Below are 20,923 nucleotides of genomic sequence, written 5' to 3'. Positions count from 1 at the left end.
CACCAAAATAAGAACTATGGATCCGATTAAAATAGACATTACAATTTTAGCTCCGGTTGAGAAGGTTTGGAATTACTTCAATGAGCCCAAACATATTACAAAATGGAATTTTGCCCATGAAAGCTGGCAATGCCCTAGTTCTGAAAATGATTTAAGGGTAGGAGGAAAATTTAAAAACAGAATGGAAGCCAAAGATAAAAGCTTTGGGTTTTATTTTGAAGGGGTCTATGACGAAATTGAACCTCAGGAAAAAATAAAATATCATATTACAGACGGAAGAAAAGTGGAAGTAATCTTCGATAAAATTGATGACAATACAACGAAGGTTATTGAAATTTTCGATCCCGAAAAACAAAATTCTGTGGAAATGCAAAGAGATGGCTGGTATGCAATTCTCAATAATTTCCATAAGTATGTCGAGAATCACTAAAAATATTTTTTGCAGCCATGATCAATTTAGTCATCATGTCAAAGAGTTTGAACTCCATTTATGCTGTTCAGTATGATCCTAAAGAAGAATTCCTTCATGGGATTATTGCAATTTCTGCTAGAAAGGCTTTGGAAAAGGAAAAAATAAATTCTTTAGAAAAGTTATCGGATTATTCTGAGAAAGAAATTATGGAGCTTCACGGCTTCGGTAAAAATACGATGATTAAGCTAAAAGACTATATGAAAGAGCATCAGGTGTTTTTTAAAGAAGCATAAAAGGTATAAAATCATGCATCATAGCATGAAATTCGTGCATTCATGGCAATAAAAAACTCTCGCAGATTGCCGAGATTAAGCAGATTTTTATACAAATATCTGTATGATCTGCACGAGCATCAATCATTAAGCTAAATCAGTTAATATTAAAATTTAAAATTATGAACAACGATATTTTTCCATGTCTTTGGTATGACGGAGACGCAAAACAATCTGCAGAATTCTACTGCAAAGTTTTTGGTGGTAAAATTACTGCAGATACACCTGTGGTGATGAACATTGATTTGTTTGGACAAAAACTAATGCTGCTCAACGGTGGACCACATTTTAAAAAAAATCCTTCCATCTCTCTGATGGTAATTTGTGATACGGAAGATGAGGTTCAGAAATACTGGGATCAATTAGTAGATGGTGGAATAGCTCTAATGGAGTTAGGTTCTTATTCCTGGAGCAAAAAATATGGCTGGGTTCAGGATAAATATGGTGTGACCTGGCAGTTATTTTTAGGAGAAAAAGCACAAGACCAGAAAATAGTTCCTACCTTGATGTTTATTCATGGAAATAACGGTAAAGCCAAAGAAGCCATGAAGTTTTATACTCAGACTTTTCCTAACTCAAGCATTGGAAACGTAATGGAATATGGAGAAGGAGGCGAAGGCCATCCAATATCTGAACCGTCAGAAAATGTTCAGCATGCTACGTTTGTGATTGATGGTTATACATTATTCTGTATGGATAATTCCTATGATCATCAGTTTGATTTTAATGAAGGAATCTCATTGGTTGTGATGACGGAAGATCAACAACAAACCGATCATTATTGGAATACTTTTACTTCGGATGGAGGCAGAGAAAGTATGTGTGGCTGGTTGAAAGATAAATACGGATTAAGCTGGCAAATTGTACCTAAGAGACTTCTTCAATTGATGAGTGATCCAGACGCGGAAAAAGCATCCAAAGTTGTTCAGGCAATGATGAAAATGCAGAAAATTATTATAAAAGATCTGGAAGACGCTTATAACTCTTAAAGTTATTTCGGCTTATTGTTTGATGTGATTTAAGAAAGGGTTTGCTTATGAAAACACAGAACAAATCACAATCCAAATCAAAAGTCCCTAAAGATGGGCTATTCCCGGAAATTATCAGGGATGATTATTATGGAAGTCGGAAACTATTAGGCAAAAAATCTTTGATTTCCGGTGGAGATAGTGGCATAGGACAGGCAGTAGCCGTTCATTTTGCCAGAGAAGGTGCTGATGTTGCTATTATTTATAAAGAAAGTGACGGCGATGCTAAAGAAACCAAGAGATTGGTTGAAAAAGAAGGTCAGACCTGTATTTTAATTAAAGGTGACCTCACCCGAAAAAATTTCAGAACAAAATGTTTTGATAAAATTAAATCAGAATGGAAGCATTTGGATATTCTGATTAATAACGCAGGAATTCATACCTCAAAAAACAGTCTGGAGAAAATTTCTGATGAACAGATTCGGGAAACGTTTGATACTAATATCATTTCTATGATTTCTTTCACAAGAACTTTTCTTCCATTGATTGGTAAAGGAGGGAGAATTATCTGTACAACATCTGTTACCGCATATCGCGGCAGTGATCATTTAATTGATTATGCAGCGACGAAAGGAGCTGTCCTTTCCTTTATTCGTTCATTAGCCGATAATCTTGCAGAAAAAGATATTCTGGTGAATGGAATTGCTCCCGGTCCGATATGGACTCCTCTAGTAAAAGAAGCTTTTGACAATCTTTCTACGTTTGGGAAAGATACACCATTAAAAAGAGCCGGGCAGCCTTCAGAGGTGGCCCCTGCCTACGTTTTTCTCGCTTCTAAAGATGCAAATTATATTACAGGAGAAGTAATTCATATCAATGGTGGAGATTTCGTAGGAGGTTAGAATAATGAAGATATTTCAGTTTGACATCAAAATTAAATATATGCTTATGGAAATTTTATCATATGAAATTGAGATCAATGCAGAACCAGAAAAAGTGTGGAGTGTACTATGGGGAGATATTACCTATAAGCAATGGACTTCGGCTTTTGCAAAAGGTTCATTTTATCAGGGAACCCTTGAAGAGGGGAGTATTGTAAAATTTTTTGATCCCAATAATAACGGAATGTATAGCCGTGTTGAAGTTAATATTCCCAATCAGGAAATGAAATTTTTGCACCTTGGAGAAATTTACGCAGGAATTGAAGTTCCTCAGGATTGGGGAAATCCTACGGAGACTTTTATTTTGGAAGAAAATGAAGAAGGAACTTTGTTGAAAGGAGAGATCCAGACACGGGAAGAATTTAAAGCATTTTTTGAAGAAAAATTTCCCAAAGCATTGGAGATTATCAAACACCTTTCAGAAAATCAGCTTTAAAGTTTTGATAATATAAAAAAGAACCAAATCAAATCATCACAAAATTTAAAAATATGGAAACGTTATCTTATGAAACAGTAATTGATGCTCCAGTGCAGAAAGTCTGGGACATTCTTTGGAGTCCGGAAACGTATAGCGAATGGACAAAGTATTTTAGTGCAGGATCCATTATGAAATCAGATTGGAAAATAGGAGGTAAAACTTATTTCCTAAACGATAAAGGAGAAGGCATGGTTTCCACAATAGACAGTCTGGAGGAGCCCTATCAAGTTGTTTTTAAACACTTGGGAGTCGTAAAAGATGGAATAGAAGATACCCAAAGTAAAGAAGTAATGGAGTGGAACGGTTCTTTTGAAAAATACTTTTTAATTGATTTTGACGGGAAAACAAAGCTTCATACAGAAGTTCAGGTTGATAATCAATGGAAAGACCATATGGATACAGGATTTACAAAAGGATTGATTGTTGTGAAAAGTTTAGCTGAGGGTGTGAGTTTGGATGCTGTATAATCAATTTCGGGTTCAAAGTTTAAAGTTTAAAATTTAAGGTTGTGAACCAGCTGGTTGTTGTTTCAGATTTCACATCTTTATGTTTATATCTTTCTTTAATTTCTATTATCAACAAAATATGAAACTATTAGTAATCCTTTTCGGTACATTTATTCTGGCTTTACTGGGAACTACAGTGTTTTATGGAAAGCCGGATTTTTTATTTTCAGGAAATCTGGGTATGGCTGTTTTTATCATATTTACCGGATTATCACATTTTAAATTTCAAAAGGGAATGGCAATGATGATTCCTGATTTCATTCCGGGAAAGCTATTTTGGGTATACTTTACCGGGTTTTTAGAAATTGCAGCAGGAATAGGTCTGATGATTCCTCCTCTGCGTGGAATTACTGCCACTTTATTGATCGTTTTTTATGTGTTGGTCTTTATCGCCAACATCAATTCATCTCAAAAAAACATTAATATCTTCAAAGCGGATTATACAGGTCCGGGGATGGAATATCTTTATCTTCAAAGAATTCCGATGCAGGTTATTTTAATAGGCTGGACCTGGTATTTCGGTATATGCTTACTTTGATATCATGTGACAAAGGTTAATTTATTCGATTTTTGAGATTGTCTCTATTTTATTTTCTGGAAAATTATTGAATTTGTAACATTTTGGCTTTTTGAAGTGTCTAATATTATAAAAGTGTTTATTCTTTCATGAATTTAAAAGCTTAAATGCTGACGATTGTTTTACCTTAAAAAACATAAGTTATGAATCTAAATTCCAAAATTTTAACCACTGCCAATATTATAATCACAGCTATTATGATCAACGCGCAAAATTCAACGGCTAAGCTACCGGGTGATCCCACACTGCCATCTTCAAAAGCAAATCTTGAAAAGTTGGTTTCTTATGATAAAGGAAACTTCAAATATAAAGTTGAAGACTACTTTGCAAGGCCAAAAGCTTCAGTATTTAAAATTTCCCCGGATGGAAAATACCTTTCCTACAAAGAGAAAGACCCGAATAAGAAAAACCATGTGTATGTTAAAGAGTTGAGTTCCGGAAAAATTACCAAGGCGATTGTTGAAAAAGACGATCTGATCAAAAGTTATGGTTGGCTCAATAAAAAACGCCTTTATTATACACAGGACAAAGGTGGAAATGAAAATATTCATCTTTATGCTGCCGATATTGATGGAAATAACCTTAAAGATTTAACGCCTTTTGACGGAATTACCCTGGGTGAAATAACTCCTATAAAAGACACTGATTTTGTTATTGTAACGATGAATAAGAACAACAAACAAATCTTTGAACCTTTTAAAATCAATTTTATTACCGGGGAAATTACTCAGCTGTATGAAAACAAAGATGTTAGTAGCCCTATTAATGATTATATTTTTGATAAGGACGGAAATCTTAGGGGATATATTGTTCTCGAAAATGGATTGACTTCAAAAACATATTATAAAGATCAGCAAACAGGTAAATTTAGCCTTCTTAAATCAACAGATTGGTCGGATACTTTCAATATTATCCGATTTAATGATAATTCCAAAAATAAGGATGAAGCTTATGTGGTAACCAATTTAGACGGAGATAAAACACGAATTGTTTTGTATGATCTAAAGAAAAATGCCGTGATTAAAGAAGTATATTCCAACCCTGTCTACGATGTGAGTTCTATAAGCGTTGCCGGAAAGAACAGGAACTATGAATTGGATTACATCAGCTATGAAGGGGTAAAAGGAGAAACAGTTCCGGTAAGTAAATTTTATAAAGAAATTGATGATAAACTAAAATCTGAGTTTAAAGATAAAGAATTTGCTATTGTTTCTTCTGACGATAATAATGATAAGTTGCTTGTAATTGTTACCAGTGATAAACTCTATGGTACTTATTACGAATATGATACGAAAACCAAAGAAGTGAAGCTTTTATATAATCTTATGCCACAACTAAAAGAAGAAGATATGGCTGAGATGAGGCCTATCGAGTTTAAAAGCAGAGATGGTTTGACGATTCGTGGATATATTACCCTGCCCAAAGCTGCTTTAGGAGGTAAAAAAGTTCCTCTGGTAGTAAACCCTCACGGGGGACCGCAAGGAATCAGAGACAGTTGGGGATTCAATCCTGAAACACAATTATTTGCAAGCCGGGGATATGCTACTCTTCAGGTGAATTTCAGAATTTCAGGAGGCTATGGAAAAGAGTTTCAGAAAGCCGGATACAAACAGATTGGAAGAAAAGCAATGGATGATGTGGAAGACGGTGTGAAATATGTTATTAGCCAAGGATGGATTGATAAAGATAAAATAGCGATTTATGGAGGAAGTCACGGTGGGTATGCAACCTTAATGGGATTGATTAAAACACCGGATTTATATGCTTGTGGAGTAGATTACGTTGGAGTATCTAATATTTTCACCTTCTTTGATTCATTCCCGGAATATTGGAAACCTTACAAAGAGATGGTAAAACAAATATGGTATGATCTTGACAATCCGGCAGAAGCTAAAATTGCTAAAGAAGTATCACCGGTTTTCCAGATTGATAAGATTAAAAAACCTCTGTTTGTGGTTCAGGGCGCTAATGATCCTAGAGTAAACATCAATGAATCCGATCAAATTGTAAAAGCGATGCGAGCTAAAGGGTTTGAAGTTCCTTATATGGTAAAATACGATGAAGGACATGGATTTGGGAAAGAACCTAACAGGATTGAATTGTATAAGTCTATGTTAGGATTTTTTGCAGAAAATTTCAATAAGTAAACTAATAATTTTATTATAATGGAAACGGAAGATATTGTGTCTTCCGTTTCTTTTTTTGTCATTGCGAGCATAGCGAAGCAATCTCGATAAAATTTGGATATTCCACAGGTGATTTGAATTATGTACCCATTTTGTCATTCAGAGCACAGACAGAAGGTCTGCGAACGTAGTTCAGTAGTGCAGCATGGAATCTTTTTTTCTCGCAGATTATGCAAATAACCCTAGTACCATAATCTACTATTTTGAACAATAAGAGCTGTTCTAGCCCATAGAAGCGGTTACCCCACAGTTGCTGTTGGCACAAGCTTGACGAGAGGAGTATGAGCGGATAGCAGGAAAAAGCTCCCGAAAAAAATGAGTAATAGGCAATGAGCAATAAATAATGGGTTGCTGATGCATAAAATATGAAATAAAAGCCCGATGAATATAGGAAAAGTTGAATTTTGAAAAAAATATTTTAAATTTATTAAAGTAAAACCAAAAGGATAGCCGTCATAGCAATATGGAGGTTGTCGAAAAAATAACAATGCCACAGAAGGAGAAAGAAAGCATCATCTCACAGACCGTTTCCAACTACGGAGGGAAGCTGATGTCTTATATTCGTCCCAAAGTGAAAAACACTGAAGATGCGGAAGATATTCTGCAGGAAGTGTGGTATCAGTTCAGCAGTCTTACCAATCTTTCTGAGATTGTGAATGTAGGAGGTTGGCTATATAGAGTAACGGCCAATAAAATCACAGACCGTTACCGTAAAAAGAAAACAGAAAATCTTGAAGATTTCGTCTATGAAGATGAAGACGGAAGTTTCTCTATCAAAGAAATTCTATTGATGGATGAAAGCGCAGGTCCTGATGTGAAAATGTTTCAGGATGAAATCTGGAAAAAACTGTTTGAAGCACTTGATGAGCTTCCCGAAAAACAAAGACTGGTGTATGTAGAGAATGAACTGAACGACAAAACCCTCCAGGAAATTGCAGATGAACAGGGAGAAAATATCAAGACCATCATCAGTAGAAAAAACTATGCTGTGAAGCATCTAAGAAATAGATTGAGAAAATTGTACGAAGATTTAAAAAGTTAGAAAAAGAAATTATGAATCATAAACACAAAAAAGGCTGGATTTTTTTATTGTTATGTCCGCCGTTGATCTTAGCAGCTGTTACATGGATTGTAATGTTGCTTTGGAACAGTCTTCTTCCGGAAGTTTTAGGAGTAAAGGCTATCTCGTTTTGGCAGGCAATGGGAATCCTGGTTTTAAGTAAAATTCTTTTCGGAGGATTTCATTTCGGTAAAGGAATGAAAGATTTCAAGGAGAGAAAGATGAGACAGAAAATGGAAAGCTGGTCTCCTGAGGAAAGAGAAAAATTCAAAGAAGTTTGGAGAAATAAATGTTCAGGAGGATTCTTCAATAGAAATAACGAATAATTTAAAAATTTTAAAGAAGTAGTAAAGTAAAATTAAAATTCATTCGTCTATATAAAAAACAAGAAGTAGTAAAATTTAAAATTAGAAAAATGAAAAATTCAGCATTAAAAGGAGCTCTGGGAGCACTAGCCGTTGTGGGGGTAGCTTTAATCGCTAAAAAAGCCGCACAAAGAAAAAGATTTATCAAAGGTATTTTTGATGAATATGGAATTAAAGAAAAATCACCTTTCGGATTAGCCGATAAAATCAGGGAAATGAATGAAGATGATTATCAGGAGCTGAAAGGAAAATTCAAAAAAGAATTTGCATCAAAATGCTGCAGAAAAGATAATATCTGCGAAGCATAAGAAATAGACAAAACTCATTGAAATTGTTAAATTCCGGCTCGGGAAGCTTCGCTTCCCCCGAGCCGGAATTTTCTTATTCAAAAGAATGACATTTTTCGAAAACGAAAGACATTTCCATTATTTTAAATATTAAATTTGTCTTTAAATCCTGATAAACCTATGTTTTCTAAGAATATTGTTAGTCTATTTCTATTACTTTTTTCAATCTTTGTTTTTGGGCAAAGGACTCAGCAAAAACAATATATTTTCTTTTTGCATAATAAATTTTTGGAAGAACATTCTTTACAAGAAAAACATCCTAAATATGGCACTGCAGAATACGAAGAAGTATTAGATCGGTTAAGAGATAACAATACAATTGTGATTTCCGAGAAAAGGAAAGCCGGCACAGAACCTTCGGTTTATGCTGAGAAGGTGAAGAAACAGATTGACAGTCTGATGAAAAAAGGTATTCCGGCAGAACATATTACAGTTGTGGGTACATCTCAGGGGGGCTATATTGCTCAGTATGTTTCATATTATGAAAAAAATCCACAATTAAAATTTGTATTTATTGGTGCGAGTTTTAAAGATGATTCTTTGGAGAAAGATAACAACTTCAGGCTTTATGGAAAAATCCTTTCCATAACTGAAAAATCGGATGACGGACATGTTTCGCTGTCGCAAGAACAAAGGTTCATCAGGTCTGATATTAAAGATTTCAAAGAAATTGAGCTTGCTACGGGAATGAATCACGGATTTTTATTCAAAGCTCTTGATGCTTGGATAGTTCCTGTTAAAGATTGGATCTCTCGTAAGTAAGTTGTTATTATAAAAAACAAGAAAACCACAGATTTTTAAGATGCGTTCGTTTTTTTTGACACAAATTCATGAATTTTTATGAGTGTATTCACATGGCAATTATAAAAAAGATTTCTAATTAATTTTTTGATATCAACATGATGTAAGTTTTTCCCAATATCTGGGTGATCTGTGAAATCAGTGGGAAACAATATCTAGGGATTTCAGGTTGAACTACGTTCGAAGACCTTCAGGCTGTGCTTGGAACGATAAAAGTATCATTGAAATATCTATTTTATCTTTGATTTGTAATGGCTTTTTGATTTGTTTTTCTAACAAAGTTTTACCATGAACATCGAACACGAAGAGAAATAAATCCTTATTTTTGTATTGCTCAATGAAAGACTACTACTATTTTCTCGGTATTTCTCAGGATGCTTCGGAAGAAGACATCAAAAAAGCTTATCGAAAACTTTCTTTAAAATACCATCCCGATAAAAATGAAAATGATAATTTCTTTGCCGATCGGTTCCGTGAAATTCAGGAGGCTTATGAAACATTGAGTGATCCGGGTAGGAGACGTACCTATGATCAGAATTTAGAAAGTCACCAGCGAAGTTTCAGATATAATATTCCGCCTGCTATCAAAACTTTTACGGCGAATAAAATTCATGCGAAAAAAGGAGAGGAGATTATCATCAACTGGCAAACGAGTAACGCTGATGTCGTGAAAGTATTACCATTTGGGTTAGAAAAACCTTATGGTGAGAGGATTTTTAAAATTACGGAATTTAAAGACGGAAAATTCCAGCTTTTGCTTCATGCCACCAATTCATTGTTGCATAAGACCGTTGTACAGGGGATTACCATTACTGAGGTTTTTGAAAATGATTCCGAGAAATTCAAAAATACAGTGGAAGAAATGTTCAAGCCACAACCTAAAACAGTAGTGAATAAGTACGGTCAACCTAAAATTATGATGTTGCTTTGGGGGATTATTATATTGGCAATAGCTCTCTATATACTTATAAAATCCCTAAATTAATCTAAGCCATTTTCTTTCTTCCGGGACATTTTTTGCATCTTTTCCCTTTCTTGAACTTTTTGCAGCATGATTTCTTTTCACAAAACATTTCTTCATTGTTGAAGGCATAGACAGGAGTTAAAGGCGGAACTTTAAACGGTGTAATCATATTCATACTGCAAATATATTAATTTAGAATAAATATAATTAATAAAATTTCATAAAATTCTTAAAACCTGATCAATAGCAGTCCCACATTTATTTTTTGTTTCCAAATGCTTCTAAAAACTGAGAGAAGTAGACCACTGAATTCTCCATGCATGTGCCTCCTGGTTGGCAAAATTCTGTCTTCTTCCATAAGTGGTTTCTATTCCGGTTCTCACTTTTTTGTAGGGATGAAAAGCGATATTCATTCCGATGTGTTGAAAGTTTTTCGTCATATCTTTTACAATAAAATCTTCATTTCCTATACTGGAATGGCTGATGAAAGCCACTGAGCTCCATTTAGGAGTCCACCAATGCTCATAGATACCAATGATGTTGAACATTTGTAATGTTTTTAGCCGGTTTCCGTCATGAGGATCGGGTACAGCATCATATTTTTCATTGTTTAAATCTGTATTATTCGTTTCAAACCCTTTTCCGAAAGAACTTTGCAGGCTTACGATATTATGGTTGTCAAGATACAGTTTTCCGGAAACCATTGCGCCCCAGCCCATCATGGTACGGACTTTATACGGATCTTGTGTACGAGATCTTGTGTCGTAGCTTATGGGTGTCAGAATACCTCCTGCTTTGATATAGCTTTTATCATTTCCATATCGATACATTGCTGTAAATGTTGGAATTGTAGCTCTTTTTTTCCAGTTTAATGAATCAGTTGGAAGAGTGATGCTCGGGATATTAGGATCTTCCATGGAAACTGATAACGTTTCTTTTGCAGAAATAGGAGTAGTATATCTAAGCTGAATTCTTCGGGTGAAAATCATTCCGTTAGGAGGAACAAAGTCAAATATATTAGGAACAATTTCAAGATCGGAAAAATTACCCCAGGTTTGCCCGATAAGCCATTTATTCCACTGTATATATCCGTGTCTAAGGCGTGGAGCGGTAGTTCCGTTCGGACCATAGAAGTCTACTTCTACATAAGCAGATAAACCGGTTCCTGTTTTTTGTTTTATTCCTAATCCTAGCTGTGATTGTTTTATACTGAAATTGGTGCTTACTGCATTGTGTTGAGGGATTTCTATTGAGTGGGTGATAAAACCGTCTTTCATTTTCATATCCTGAAAATCTATCATGAAATCAGTTTGTACGAACCCTTTTGCATAGAGGTCCCAATCAGTTTGATTTTCAGTTTTAATGGAGGTGAGGGTAACCTGTGCTGAAACTTTGGCATGAGAAATCAAGGCAGAGACTATTAAGGCTACAAACCTTGTATGTGCGTTCTTCATCGTGTGTGTTGTGTCTTTTGTTGTTGTGTTTCAATTATATTCTCATAGGCATTTGTTTATGTTATTAGTTTTTTTATTGATTTTTTTCTTTCTTTAGTTTCTATTGATTTATTTTAAAGTTAAGTGTGTTTTTAAAGATTGAATTTTTCTCTGTTTTGACTTTAATCTCTTAAATGTGAAGTGAAGCTACAAAATTATTTTAGAATCAATTTTTATAATATTTTTAATTAAATTGAAAGTATTTTAATATTTTAAACTAGTGTACTGCTGTTTAATTAGTAATAAATATTATATATTATTGAGTATTGTTTATGAAATCAATGTAATTGTTGTTTTAAATAAATTAAATTTTAACAGATGTTTATGAAGAGATAAGTGTTTTGAAAAAGGCATGTATTTCTTTGACTTATATCAATTTTATGCTGTTGTACAATCGTGCAAAAAATTGTAATTTTACCCATCTTTTTACAAACAAAATCTAATAAATAAAAATGAATACAGAACAGTTTGTGAGCCGTCACATTTCCCTTAATGAAGCCGATAAACAGGCGATGTTGGAAAAACTTGGCGTTTCTAGTATTGAGGAGTTAATTTCTCAAACCATCCCTTCTTCTATCCGCCTAGAAAAAGACCTTGAGATCTCAGAACCACTTTCGGAATACGAAATGCTGAACCACTCAAAAGAATTGGCATCAAAGAATGTTGATTATACGAGTTATATCGGGTTTGGATACCATAATACACTTTTGCCATCAGCAATTCAGAGAAATATCTTTGAAAATCCTAGCTGGTATACGGCATATACTCCATACCAGGCGGAAATAGCACAAGGAAGGTTAGAAGCTCTTCTTAATTTCCAGACTGTGGTGTGTGACCTTACAGGGTTTGCCCTGGCTAATGCTTCCCTATTGGATGAATCTACTGCAGCAGCTGAAGCAATGCACATGTTCTTCAATAACAGGACTAAAGACCAGAAGAAAGCTGATGCCAACAAATTCTTCATTTCTGACCTTGTATTACCTCAAACCGTTTCTGTATTAAAAACGAAAGCAGAAGGATTAGGAATTGAAGTCGTGGTAGGAGATCATAAAACTCACCAGTTTGATGCTTCTTATTATGGAGTTTTATTACAATATCCGGGGAAAAACGGGATTGTATTAGATTATACTGAAGATATTGTAGAATATAAAAAACTTGACCTTCAGGTAGCAGTAGCTTGTGATCCAATGGCTTTGGTAAAACTGAAGTCTCCTGCTGAAATGGGTGCTGACTGTGCTGTAGGAACAACACAAAGATTTGGTATTCCATTAGGATATGGAGGCCCTCACGCAGCATTCTTTGCTTGTAGAGAAGATTATAAAAGAGATATCCCGGGAAGAATCATCGGAGTTTCTCAGGATATGTACGGAAAACGTGCATTAAGAATGGCTTTGCAAACAAGAGAGCAACACATTAAGAGAGAAAAAGCAACGTCCAATATTTGTACAGCTCAGGTTCTTTTGGCAGTAATGGCAGGAATGTACGCTGTATACCACGGTCCAAAAGGATTAAATTATATTGCTGATCAGATCCACTTTAAAGCAAATGCTTTGAAGAATGGTCTTGAAGCTTTAGGATATGAGACTGCAGAAGAGCCGATCTTCGATACGGTAAAAATTATCATGAGCGAGGATGAGAAAGGAAGATTGATGAGAATGATGCAGGATCACAAACTCAACCTTAACTACTTTACAGAAGGAGTAGTGAGTGTAGCAATCAACGAAAGCACAACATTAGATAAATTAAATTATCTGATGGCTTCTTTTGCTCAATTTAAAGATAAGCAGACTTTCAAATTAGAAATCAAAGAAGGATACAGTATTCCTGAGGAAAACTTAAGAAAAGACGAAATTCTTACGGAACAAGTATTCAACAAATATCATACAGAAACAGAATTGATGCGTTACATCAAGCGTCTGGAGAGAAAAGATTTATCATTGACTCATTCGATGATTTCTTTAGGATCTTGTACAATGAAACTGAACGCAGCTACAGAAATGTTACCACTTTCATGGGCAGATTGGGGAAGTGTACACCCATTCGTACCGGTAGATCAGGCAGGAGGATATCAGCAAATGATAGCTGAGCTTGAAAAAGATCTTGCTACCATCACAGGTTTTGCAGGAACTTCATTACAGCCAAACTCCGGAGCTCAGGGAGAATATGCAGGATTAATGGTGATCAGAGAATACCATATTTCAAGAGGCGATCACCACAGAAATGTAGTATTGATTCCACAATCTGCACACGGAACAAACCCGGCTTCTGCTGCAATGGCAGGAATGAAAATCGTAGTGGTGAAAAACCTTGAAAATGGGGAAATCGACTTCGAAGATCTTAAAGCGAAAACAGAACAACATTCAGCAAATTTATCAGCTGTAATGATTACTTATCCGTCTACTTATGGATTCTTTGATGCGAATATCAAAGAAATTACCAATCTGATCCACGAGCATGGGGGACAGGTATATATGGATGGTGCCAACATGAACGCTCAGGTAGGATTTACAAGTCCTGGAAACATTGGAGCAGACGTTTGCCACTTAAACCTTCATAAAACATTTGCCATTCCTCACGGAGGTGGAGGTCCCGGAGTAGGTCCAATCTGTGTTGCGAAGCACTTAGTACCTTTCCTTCCTTCTAACGCAAATATCAAAGTGGGAGCTAAAGAAGCTATTGATGGTATTTCTGCAGCACCTTATGGTTCAGGATTGATCCTTAACATTTCTTATGCTTACATTAAAATGTTAGGAACTGAAGGTCTTAAAAAGGCTACAGGACATGCGATCATGAATGCCAACTACCTTAAAGAAGTTTTAGCTGAGCATTTCCCGATTTTATATTCAAACGAGAATGGAAGAGTGGCTCACGAATGTATCGTAGACTTCCGTCAATTCAAATCTTTAGGAATTGAAGTAGCTGATGTTGCTAAAAGATTGATGGATTACGGTTTCCATGCGCCTACAGTTTCTTTCCCAGTTGCAGGAACATTGATGATTGAGCCTACAGAGTCTGAAAGTAAATCTGAAATCGATCGTTTTGCTGAAGCATTAATCTCTATCAAAAAAGAAATCGATGAAATCGCAAACGGAGAAGTTGATGCTGCAAACAATGTATTGAAAAATGCACCTCACACAGAACAACTGGTAATCTCTGATTCTTGGGATAAACCATACAGCAGAGAGAAAGCAGCTTATCCGCTAGAGTGGGTAAGAGATCACAAATTCTTTGCTTCTGTATCAAGAATTGATGAAGCTTACGGAGACAGAAACTTAGTATGTACTTGTGAGCCGATTGAAGCTTATATGTAATTAGAAGTTTTTCCAGATATAACAAATCCCTTTCAGCAATGAAAGGGATTTTTGTTTTTATAGATTTTTCAAAATACCTTTGAGCGGTTTATTCATTAAAATTATTGGTTTTCCAAAGCTTTTATTTTCCATTCAATACCGTATTTACATACTCAGTCCATTCGGATAGTGGAATGCTTCTGTCTAAATAAAAATCAGGCTGTAATCCTTTTTCATCAATGGTAAAATCAGGGATTCGCATACTTCTTGAAAGAGCGTATCCCAACTGAAATTCGTTACAAGGTGAAGGAACAAAATACATATTTGAAACATCCAGGACACCAAAAGTTGTTGTTCCGAATAGCTTTACTTTTCTACTTTGCTTGGCTGCCAATAAAAACTGCTCGTCTGTACTTCCATTTCGTTGGTTGATGATGATTCCTACATTTTTTGGATAAGGATAAACGGTATCATATTTCGTAATGCTCACTACATTTTCATTAAGGTTTACAAACTTTCCCTGTTCTTTTTCCAATTTATCAAATGATGCCTTTGCCCATTTTTTATTTTCTTCATTAAATCCATATTCTGGTTTATTGATGAAGTCTATCATTCTTTGGTTATTTAATTTGGTGGATAAATATTCTACTCCTACCGTTCTGATGGGGTTGGTATAAATCAATGGTAGAATTTGATTATAGCTGGAATCGCTTCCTCCCGTCCCGTTCCTAATATCGATGATAAGGTTTTCAGTAGAAAGAATTTTTTCTCTGTTGGAAACAATTACACTGTCAATTTTTTGTTTTTCCGAAGCCTGAAAAGAGGGAACTCTGAAATATAATGTGGTTTTGTTGAGCTTTTCTATATAGGGTTTGCTGGCGCCTAATGATTTATAATATTGGACATATTTAGGATCATCCTCAATTTTCGGATAAACCCTTGAAAGGCTGAAGTCTCCGATTTGTAAATGATTTTTTCCGGTTAATGTGATTTCTTTTGTTTCTGCGGCAGAATGGTCGCGCATATAAAAAACACCATTGGACTTACCATTAGAGAAATCTATCTTGAGCTTTACCTGTCCTTTAGTCCAGGTTTCAGCTCCCGATTCTATAATAAATCCTATGTATTGATCTCCTTTTTTCTTAATTCCTATTTTATAAGGAGTCGTTTCCCAGATACCTTCATAATCAGAGGTCTTCTTTTTGTCCAAATAGTTTTTAAAATCTTGGGTTTCTATGGGAAAAGTTTCCCAGTTAGAATATAAGTTTTCAGATTTTTGATTAGGATTATCCTGCTGTGCCTTCTCTTTCTCGATAGGTCTTATGGCAATGTGTCCGGGGCGGAAGAAAGCTAGCCAATCATAGAGAATAGGTCCACATTCCGTGAATGTTTTAGCAGTTTTTACTTTTTCGGCAGTTCTTTTATTGTGGTCTTCGTAGGTTTGCTTTCCTTTTTGTTTTAAAGCATATTCATAACCGGCATCATTTTCTTCAAAAGTTTTTTTAACCCATTCGAAGTTTTTTGTACAGTCGCAGGTTTGTGCGTATAACGATGTTGTTAATGTGAATAGAGATGAAATTAATAAAGGTTTTAAGTTCTTCATGGAATCAGTTTATAATAAAATATTTGACACATCTGAAATACTATATTTTGGACATTTTTAATGAGAGTCCATATAATAAATCAAAAAAATAGTTTTGGCTAAATTTAATCAAATTATACTTAAAAAAAACACTTGTATAAATTTGAAAATATATCAGGTGGAAGAATAAGGAATTGAAAATTATCTATATTTTATTTGAGTAGATTTGATGATAGCGAATGTGTTCATTCTAATGGTGAAAATCCCTTTCAATAATAAGAGGGGTGTTCTAAAAGTAATATTTAAAATCTTATTTTTTCTTGGTTGTAAAATATACAGCTAAAATTGCAATTCCTACAATGGCAAAGGTGATAATTGAAATCGTTTCTATTGAAATTTTGCTTTTGGCTTGGGTGCTTTCTTTTTCACAGGAGAAAAAGAATAATACTGTCATGAATAGGCAGATTGGTAATAATTTCTTGACCATACAATTGTATTTATTTGGTTTTTAGATTTTTATGATCAAAAAGTATACCGAATTAATAGACTGAATAGAGATGTCTTTTAATGAGTTAATAAACTAAATGTATTTCTTTTTTTAAAAGAAAGGATGTATAAATAACTATAATTTCTCTTTATTATTTTCTTCATTCCAGTAATAGCTATCCGGATATATTCTTGCTCCAAAAATAGCCGTTCCTACCCGTACAATGGTAGCACCTTCCTCAATAGCCGTTTCAAGGTCTCCACTCATGCCCATAGAAAGTTCTTTCATTTCTACGTTGGGGATTTTTTCAAGAATGATTTTTTGTTGAAGCTCTTTCAGTATTTTGAAACATAGCCTTACTTTTTCAGCTTCGGCACTGAATAAACCGATAGTCATAAGTCCTTTTATCTTTAATGTAGAAAACTCGGAGACTTTTTTAGTGAGCTCTATTGCTTGTTCGGGAGCAATACCAAATTTACTGTCTTCATTTGAGGTATTTACCTGAATCAAAACATCCATTGTTTTGTTCTCTGCTAGAAGCCTTTGGTGTAGTTTTTCTGCCAATTCCAAACGGTCCAGAGACTGTAAGCAGGAGACGTTATACTTTAGGATGTCTTTAATTTTGTTTGTTTGAAGATGTCCAATAAAATGATTCGTGTGAGGAGTATCTTTCAAATCCTCAAACTTTTCTTTTAGTTCCTGAACTTTATTTTCGGCAATTAAAGTTTGTCCGTTTTCTAAAGCGATTTTGATACGGTTAGCAGAAACTGTTTTTGTGGCAAGCAATAGTTTAACTTCTTGGGCACTTCTTCCTGCTTTTTCACAAGCCTTTATTATCCGGTTGTTGATAATACTGAGATTGTTGAGAATATCTTCTTTCATGATTGAATGGTTTCTTTGGCTTCCAGTTTCGCGATGAATGCTGCTTTTATTGAAGTAAGTGCATGATCTTTAGCTTCCGCAAAGGAAATGGAATATTTTCTTTCTATATTTCTCATTTCTTCCGGGAATGAGCTTAGCAGTTGGTCATAGAAGGTATCTAAGAATGGAGCAGAAGGCATTTCGTAATTGATCTTTAATTGAAAACGTCTCAATAAAGCTGTATCAATAATCTCCGGATGATTCGTGGCACAAAGTAAAAGAGCGTTTTCAGGATAATAATCGATTAATTGGATTAATGTATTGACTAATCTTCTCATCTCACCCACATCCTTATCATCGCTGCCTCTGGCTTTCCCAATCTGGTCCAATTCGTCAAGGAACAGGACCGATCTTTCTCTTGCTGCTTTGTCAAATATCATTTTAATATTCTGGGAAGTTTCGCCGATTCGTGATGAAACAATATTGCTCAGGTTTAAAATAATAATATTCTTCCCTAAAGCATTGGCAATTGCTTTTGCTGTCATTGTTTTCCCGCACCCTGAACTTCCTTGTAGCAAAATCTTATTATTAACCGGCAGACCATATTCCTGCAGCTCTTTGATATAGGTGTGCTCTTTAATAAGCTGTATTAAATGATCCCTGTTGTTTTGATCGAGAAATACTTCATTAAGAGCTATCTGTTCTTTATCTTGAATAATAAGGTTGTAGAGATTCATGATGACAATTAAATAAATTCTTAGTAATAACAAAGATAAGGCTTATTAAATGAAGTATATCCCCTGAATAAGAATAAACAAGAAGGATAGAAGGGGATGAGAGTAGGTAATTAAGTGATGGCGTTATAATCTAAGCTTAAAATACAGGCGGTTTTTCGATTATTGTTTTTAAGTATCTGTATGTGAATGTTTTACTTTGTTGTTCTTTTAATTGTTTATTTTCTTTACATGCTTAAGGGGTTGTAATGCACTATGTCAGAAAAACTCTTATTCTTTTCTTTTTTGGCATAAAAAGGCAGTGTGACATGTCATGAAAATGGACAGTGATAAAAATTTCAAGGTGAAAAATTCATTTGGTAAAATAATTTTTCTTAACATAAAAATTATTTTCTGCTAAAATTTTACACTCCAAAAGAACCTTTTATTTCAATATTATGCAATACATTGTTTATTGTTTGTTTTATTGAGTCCATTATAGAAGCCTCTAATTGATTAACGGTTTTATATGTTTTTGAATATAGAATAATAAATATATTAATAAATTCACAATAACGTATTAACTTATTGTAAATGAAAAATCACTTAAAAATTAAATAAATTCTCTTAAAGTACTGATATACATCATGGTCTTTTGCTTTGGCACATGATTTGAAAACTGTAATATTGCAATTGTAAAATTGATAAAAAAAAGTCAAATAATTAAAAATAATACAAAATGATAACTTATATCGGTATCGCAACTTGTGTAGTAGTGTTCGCATCATATTTTATGACAGCAAGAAGAGAAAGAAACTAATTCTAAAATAAATTAAGCCTATAGAAAATCTATACTAATTATATTGTTTTATGTTTTTAATCTGAAATCAGATTCGCTCTTTTACTCAATTGGGGTAAAAGGGCCCAAAAACATAACATTAAGATCTTAGTTTCACAACAAATTTTAATATCAAGAGTAGAACCGGGCATTAGTCCGGTTTTGCTTTTGTGGGAGAACAAGATCTCTTTTTTTCTGGATCAGGCGCAAAAGTTGGGTTAATTTGAAGAGAAAAATGAGTTATCTTTTTACTACTCTAAACTTACACTGAAGTTTTATTTCCACGCAAAGACAAGATGCAATTCATTATTGGTAAGGGAGCTAAGAAAGCGACAAAGGTCGCTGATGAAGCGATATGGATATGCGTACGCTTAGAAAGAATCAATAATATTGATTCAGCCTTTGCTTCCTAAGATATAACACTACATAATAAAAATCCTTTGCGTGAAATTTAAAGATTAAAATGGCTCTAAATATTCTAAGCTTCACAACTTTTACACTTGATCTCTTTTTTTATTTTTGCATAAAGAATACACCTTATGGGACGCAGTTATATATTTCTTGCCTTAGCGATCGTATGTGAGATCATAGCCACTACTTTTCTGAAAAAGTCGGAAGAGTTTTCAAAACTATGGCCTTCTGTTATCACAGTAATAGGCTACGCTTGTGCTTTCTATTGTTTGAGCATTACACTTCGCCAGATTCCCGTAGGGATCACTTATGCAATTTGGTCGGGTGTAGGGATTGTCTTTATTACAATGATTGGCGTTATCGCTTTTAAACAGGTTCCGGATTGGCCGGCAATCATTGGAATTGCACTGATCGTAATTGGGGTAGTCGTTATTAATATCTTTTCGAAAATGGGGACACATTAAACAATAATGGTATAGTTTGAAGTTGCTCTCTCAGCCTGCTCAAATAAAATAAATTATCTTCCTTCGACTTTACCTCAAACCTACAAAAAATATGTATTTTAATAAAGCTTCTGATCCTTTTCACAATAGAAACTTCTTCTTTTTCCTTTGCCGGTTTGCTTTTTGATCAATTTTGATCCGCATTGAGGACAAATTGATTTGGTATGGACGAGCCAGTGTTTCTTTAAGGTAAACGCTCTTTTCCACTCCAGAAAATCGAAACTGTAATTTCTGGCTTCTGTGATAAGTTCTTTCCGTTTTTGGGAAGGAAGCTTACCCAGCAAACTTTCGGGTTGAACTCCGATTCTGAAGAGAACTTCATTTTTAATAATATTTCCGACTCCCGAAAAAATATTCTGATCCATCAAAGCATCACATACCATCATATCTGAACTTGATTTTAATTTTTCTTCTGCTTTTTGAGGATTCCACCGGTTACTCATTACATCTGCTTCCCAATCAATAGAGAAAAGAAATTCCGGATCGACAGATTTTACAGAACAGGTATAAAAGTAGATTCCTTCAGATGAAAAGATCAGTCCTAAGCGCAAGCTTTTGTCAGGCTTTGTTTGTTCATTAATGCTATAAGAACCGAACATTAATAAGTGAATACGGATTACAGCTTTTTCAAAAATAAGATAGGTCTGTTTTCCAAAAGTACAAATTTCAAGGAGTTTTTGACCGATGAGCACTTCTTTGTCAAATTTTGCATTGCCTGAAGCTTCTGTGACTTGTTTTCCCACAAATGGCTGTAGGCTTTCTTTCATTAAAATTATAGAGGGACCTTCAGGCATAACAATCTTTTTTA

The 20,923-nt window shown here is 34.6% G+C and carries 22 protein-coding genes; 15 read left to right on the top strand and 7 right to left on the bottom strand.

All coding sequences use genetic code 11. From position 1 onward, the window contains the following. The first annotated feature begins 16 nt into the window (after positions 1 to 16). The 13 genes from CW752_RS03150 to CW752_RS03090 all read left to right on the top strand — a co-directional run bounded on the left by CW752_RS03150 (position 17) and on the right by CW752_RS03090 (position 9,958). A complete protein-coding gene (locus tag CW752_RS03150; protein WP_101238338.1) occupies positions 17 to 430 on the top strand; it encodes an SRPBCC family protein in 414 nt (137 codons plus the stop codon). Between the two features lie 17 nt (positions 431 to 447). Beyond that, positions 448 to 705 carry a hypothetical protein gene (locus CW752_RS03145; protein ID WP_228401598.1) on the top strand — a complete coding sequence of 86 codons (258 nt, stop codon included), beginning with the start codon at positions 448 to 450 and terminating at the stop codon, positions 703 to 705. A 161-nt stretch (positions 706 to 866) separates the two neighbouring features. After that, positions 867 to 1,733, top strand: a complete 867-nt coding sequence (locus CW752_RS03140) for a VOC family protein (RefSeq protein ID WP_101238337.1) — start codon at positions 867 to 869, stop codon at positions 1,731 to 1,733. 47 nt (positions 1,734 to 1,780) lie between these two features. Further along, a complete protein-coding gene (locus CW752_RS03135; RefSeq protein WP_101238336.1) occupies positions 1,781 to 2,614 on the top strand; it encodes an SDR family oxidoreductase in 834 nt (277 codons plus the stop codon). Positions 2,615 to 2,660: 46 nt separating this feature from the next. Continuing rightward, positions 2,661 to 3,089, top strand: coding sequence for an ATPase (locus tag CW752_RS03130; protein ID WP_101238379.1), 429 nt, complete (start codon positions 2,661 to 2,663; stop codon positions 3,087 to 3,089). A 53-nt stretch (positions 3,090 to 3,142) separates the two neighbouring features. Beyond that, positions 3,143 to 3,598 (top strand): SRPBCC family protein, encoded by a 456-nt coding sequence (locus CW752_RS03125; protein ID WP_101238335.1) that lies wholly within the window; start codon positions 3,143 to 3,145, stop codon positions 3,596 to 3,598. A 118-nt stretch (positions 3,599 to 3,716) separates the two neighbouring features. Further along, positions 3,717 to 4,175, top strand: a complete 459-nt coding sequence (locus CW752_RS03120) for a hypothetical protein (RefSeq protein ID WP_101238334.1) — start codon at positions 3,717 to 3,719, stop codon at positions 4,173 to 4,175. A 182-nt stretch (positions 4,176 to 4,357) separates the two neighbouring features. Continuing rightward, positions 4,358 to 6,361 carry an alpha/beta hydrolase family protein gene (locus CW752_RS03115; protein WP_101238333.1) on the top strand — a complete coding sequence of 668 codons (2,004 nt, stop codon included), beginning with the start codon at positions 4,358 to 4,360 and terminating at the stop codon, positions 6,359 to 6,361. Between the two features lie 526 nt (positions 6,362 to 6,887). Beyond that, positions 6,888 to 7,442, top strand: a complete 555-nt coding sequence (locus tag CW752_RS03110; RefSeq protein WP_185117561.1) for an RNA polymerase sigma factor — start codon at positions 6,888 to 6,890, stop codon at positions 7,440 to 7,442. 11 nt (positions 7,443 to 7,453) lie between these two features. Continuing rightward, complete coding sequence (locus tag CW752_RS03105; RefSeq protein ID WP_101238331.1) at positions 7,454 to 7,786, top strand: hypothetical protein; 333 nt, start codon at positions 7,454 to 7,456, stop codon at positions 7,784 to 7,786. Between the two features lie 89 nt (positions 7,787 to 7,875). Further along, positions 7,876 to 8,133 (top strand): hypothetical protein, encoded by a 258-nt coding sequence (locus CW752_RS03100; protein WP_101238330.1) that lies wholly within the window; start codon positions 7,876 to 7,878, stop codon positions 8,131 to 8,133. A gap of 252 nt (positions 8,134 to 8,385) precedes the next feature. Then, complete coding sequence (locus CW752_RS03095) at positions 8,386 to 8,934, top strand: alpha/beta hydrolase (RefSeq protein ID WP_185117560.1); 549 nt, start codon at positions 8,386 to 8,388, stop codon at positions 8,932 to 8,934. A 376-nt stretch (positions 8,935 to 9,310) separates the two neighbouring features. After that, complete coding sequence (locus tag CW752_RS03090; RefSeq protein ID WP_101238328.1) at positions 9,311 to 9,958, top strand: J domain-containing protein; 648 nt, start codon at positions 9,311 to 9,313, stop codon at positions 9,956 to 9,958. Between the two features lies 1 nt (position 9,959). Here the strand turns inward: CW752_RS03090 and CW752_RS16825 are convergent, their stop codons facing one another. Both CW752_RS16825 and CW752_RS03085 read right to left on the bottom strand, forming a co-directional pair. Next, a complete protein-coding gene (locus CW752_RS16825; RefSeq protein WP_185117559.1) occupies positions 9,960 to 10,112 on the bottom strand; it encodes a hypothetical protein in 153 nt (50 codons plus the stop codon). A gap of 106 nt (positions 10,113 to 10,218) precedes the next feature. Then, the gene (locus CW752_RS03085) at positions 10,219 to 11,391 is read right to left on the bottom strand and encodes a DcaP family trimeric outer membrane transporter (protein ID WP_133121645.1); all 1,173 of its coding nucleotides are present in this window, start codon (positions 11,389 to 11,391) and stop codon (positions 10,219 to 10,221) included. Between the two features lie 491 nt (positions 11,392 to 11,882). Here CW752_RS03085 and gcvP point away from each other — a divergent pair, with 491 nt between their 5' ends. Next, a complete protein-coding gene (gene gcvP, locus CW752_RS03080; RefSeq protein WP_101238326.1) occupies positions 11,883 to 14,741 on the top strand; it encodes an aminomethyl-transferring glycine dehydrogenase in 2,859 nt (952 codons plus the stop codon). Positions 14,742 to 14,862: 121 nt separating this feature from the next. Here the strand turns inward: gcvP and CW752_RS03075 are convergent, their stop codons facing one another. From CW752_RS03075 to CW752_RS03065, 4 genes are all read right to left on the bottom strand, one after another. After that, positions 14,863 to 16,323 (bottom strand): S41 family peptidase, encoded by a 1,461-nt coding sequence (locus CW752_RS03075; protein ID WP_101238325.1) that lies wholly within the window; start codon positions 16,321 to 16,323, stop codon positions 14,863 to 14,865. A gap of 289 nt (positions 16,324 to 16,612) precedes the next feature. Further along, a complete protein-coding gene (locus CW752_RS16820) occupies positions 16,613 to 16,789 on the bottom strand; it encodes a hypothetical protein (RefSeq protein ID WP_185117558.1) in 177 nt (58 codons plus the stop codon). A gap of 135 nt (positions 16,790 to 16,924) precedes the next feature. Then, complete coding sequence (locus tag CW752_RS03070) at positions 16,925 to 17,671, bottom strand: YggS family pyridoxal phosphate-dependent enzyme (protein WP_101238324.1); 747 nt, start codon at positions 17,669 to 17,671, stop codon at positions 16,925 to 16,927. Continuing rightward, a complete protein-coding gene (locus tag CW752_RS03065) occupies positions 17,668 to 18,387 on the bottom strand; it encodes an AAA family ATPase (protein ID WP_101238323.1) in 720 nt (239 codons plus the stop codon). The genes CW752_RS03070 and CW752_RS03065 overlap by 4 nt, the downstream gene beginning before the upstream one ends. 1,353 nt (positions 18,388 to 19,740) lie before the next feature. On the opposite strand from CW752_RS03065, the gene CW752_RS03060 reads away from it, so the two are divergent. Further along, complete coding sequence (locus tag CW752_RS03060) at positions 19,741 to 20,076, top strand: DMT family transporter (protein ID WP_101238322.1); 336 nt, start codon at positions 19,741 to 19,743, stop codon at positions 20,074 to 20,076. A 98-nt stretch (positions 20,077 to 20,174) separates the two neighbouring features. On the opposite strand, the gene CW752_RS03055 is transcribed toward CW752_RS03060, so the two are convergent. Continuing rightward, positions 20,175 to 20,909 carry a DNA-formamidopyrimidine glycosylase family protein gene (locus CW752_RS03055; protein WP_101238378.1) on the bottom strand — a complete coding sequence of 245 codons (735 nt, stop codon included), beginning with the start codon at positions 20,907 to 20,909 and terminating at the stop codon, positions 20,175 to 20,177. Between the last annotated feature and the right edge of the window lie 14 nt (positions 20,910 to 20,923).

It is taken from the genome of Chryseobacterium sp. PMSZPI (assembly GCF_002835665.1).
GTDB lineage: Bacteria > Bacteroidota > Bacteroidia > Flavobacteriales > Weeksellaceae > Chryseobacterium.
Note: the sequence above shows the minus strand (reverse complement) of the source record. Positions and strands in the feature narration are given on the sequence as shown.

What these genes read in the sequence shown, in the direction of transcription:
- CW752_RS03130 (WP_101238379.1), top strand. Translation starts at nt 2,661, where the DNA reads ATGGAAATTTTATCATATGAAATTGAGATCAATGCAGAACCAGAAAAA.
- CW752_RS03105 (WP_101238331.1), top strand. Translation starts at nt 7,454, where the DNA reads ATGAATCATAAACACAAAAAAGGCTGGATTTTTTTATTGTTATGTCCG.
- CW752_RS03075 (WP_101238325.1), bottom strand. Translation starts at nt 16,323, where the DNA reads ATGAAGAACTTAAAACCTTTATTAATTTCATCTCTATTCACATTAACA.
- CW752_RS03135 (WP_101238336.1), top strand. Translation starts at nt 1,781, where the DNA reads ATGAAAACACAGAACAAATCACAATCCAAATCAAAAGTCCCTAAAGAT.
- CW752_RS03150 (WP_101238338.1), top strand. Translation starts at nt 17, where the DNA reads ATGGATCCGATTAAAATAGACATTACAATTTTAGCTCCGGTTGAGAAG.
- CW752_RS03065 (WP_101238323.1), bottom strand. Translation starts at nt 18,387, where the DNA reads ATGAATCTCTACAACCTTATTATTCAAGATAAAGAACAGATAGCTCTT.
- CW752_RS03110 (WP_185117561.1), top strand. Translation starts at nt 6,888, where the DNA reads ATGCCACAGAAGGAGAAAGAAAGCATCATCTCACAGACCGTTTCCAAC.
- CW752_RS16825 (WP_185117559.1), bottom strand. Translation starts at nt 10,112, where the DNA reads ATGAATATGATTACACCGTTTAAAGTTCCGCCTTTAACTCCTGTCTAT.
- CW752_RS03085 (WP_133121645.1), bottom strand. Translation starts at nt 11,391, where the DNA reads ATGAAGAACGCACATACAAGGTTTGTAGCCTTAATAGTCTCTGCCTTG.
- CW752_RS03090 (WP_101238328.1), top strand. Translation starts at nt 9,311, where the DNA reads ATGAAAGACTACTACTATTTTCTCGGTATTTCTCAGGATGCTTCGGAA.
- gcvP (WP_101238326.1), top strand. Translation starts at nt 11,883, where the DNA reads ATGAATACAGAACAGTTTGTGAGCCGTCACATTTCCCTTAATGAAGCC.
- CW752_RS03145 (WP_228401598.1), top strand. Translation starts at nt 448, where the DNA reads ATGATCAATTTAGTCATCATGTCAAAGAGTTTGAACTCCATTTATGCT.
- CW752_RS03140 (WP_101238337.1), top strand. Translation starts at nt 867, where the DNA reads ATGAACAACGATATTTTTCCATGTCTTTGGTATGACGGAGACGCAAAA.
- CW752_RS03120 (WP_101238334.1), top strand. Translation starts at nt 3,717, where the DNA reads ATGAAACTATTAGTAATCCTTTTCGGTACATTTATTCTGGCTTTACTG.
- CW752_RS03115 (WP_101238333.1), top strand. Translation starts at nt 4,358, where the DNA reads ATGAATCTAAATTCCAAAATTTTAACCACTGCCAATATTATAATCACA.
- CW752_RS03060 (WP_101238322.1), top strand. Translation starts at nt 19,741, where the DNA reads ATGGGACGCAGTTATATATTTCTTGCCTTAGCGATCGTATGTGAGATC.
- CW752_RS03070 (WP_101238324.1), bottom strand. Translation starts at nt 17,671, where the DNA reads ATGAAAGAAGATATTCTCAACAATCTCAGTATTATCAACAACCGGATA.
- CW752_RS03100 (WP_101238330.1), top strand. Translation starts at nt 7,876, where the DNA reads ATGAAAAATTCAGCATTAAAAGGAGCTCTGGGAGCACTAGCCGTTGTG.
- CW752_RS03055 (WP_101238378.1), bottom strand. Translation starts at nt 20,909, where the DNA reads ATGCCTGAAGGTCCCTCTATAATTTTAATGAAAGAAAGCCTACAGCCA.
- CW752_RS16820 (WP_185117558.1), bottom strand. Translation starts at nt 16,789, where the DNA reads ATGGTCAAGAAATTATTACCAATCTGCCTATTCATGACAGTATTATTC.
- CW752_RS03125 (WP_101238335.1), top strand. Translation starts at nt 3,143, where the DNA reads ATGGAAACGTTATCTTATGAAACAGTAATTGATGCTCCAGTGCAGAAA.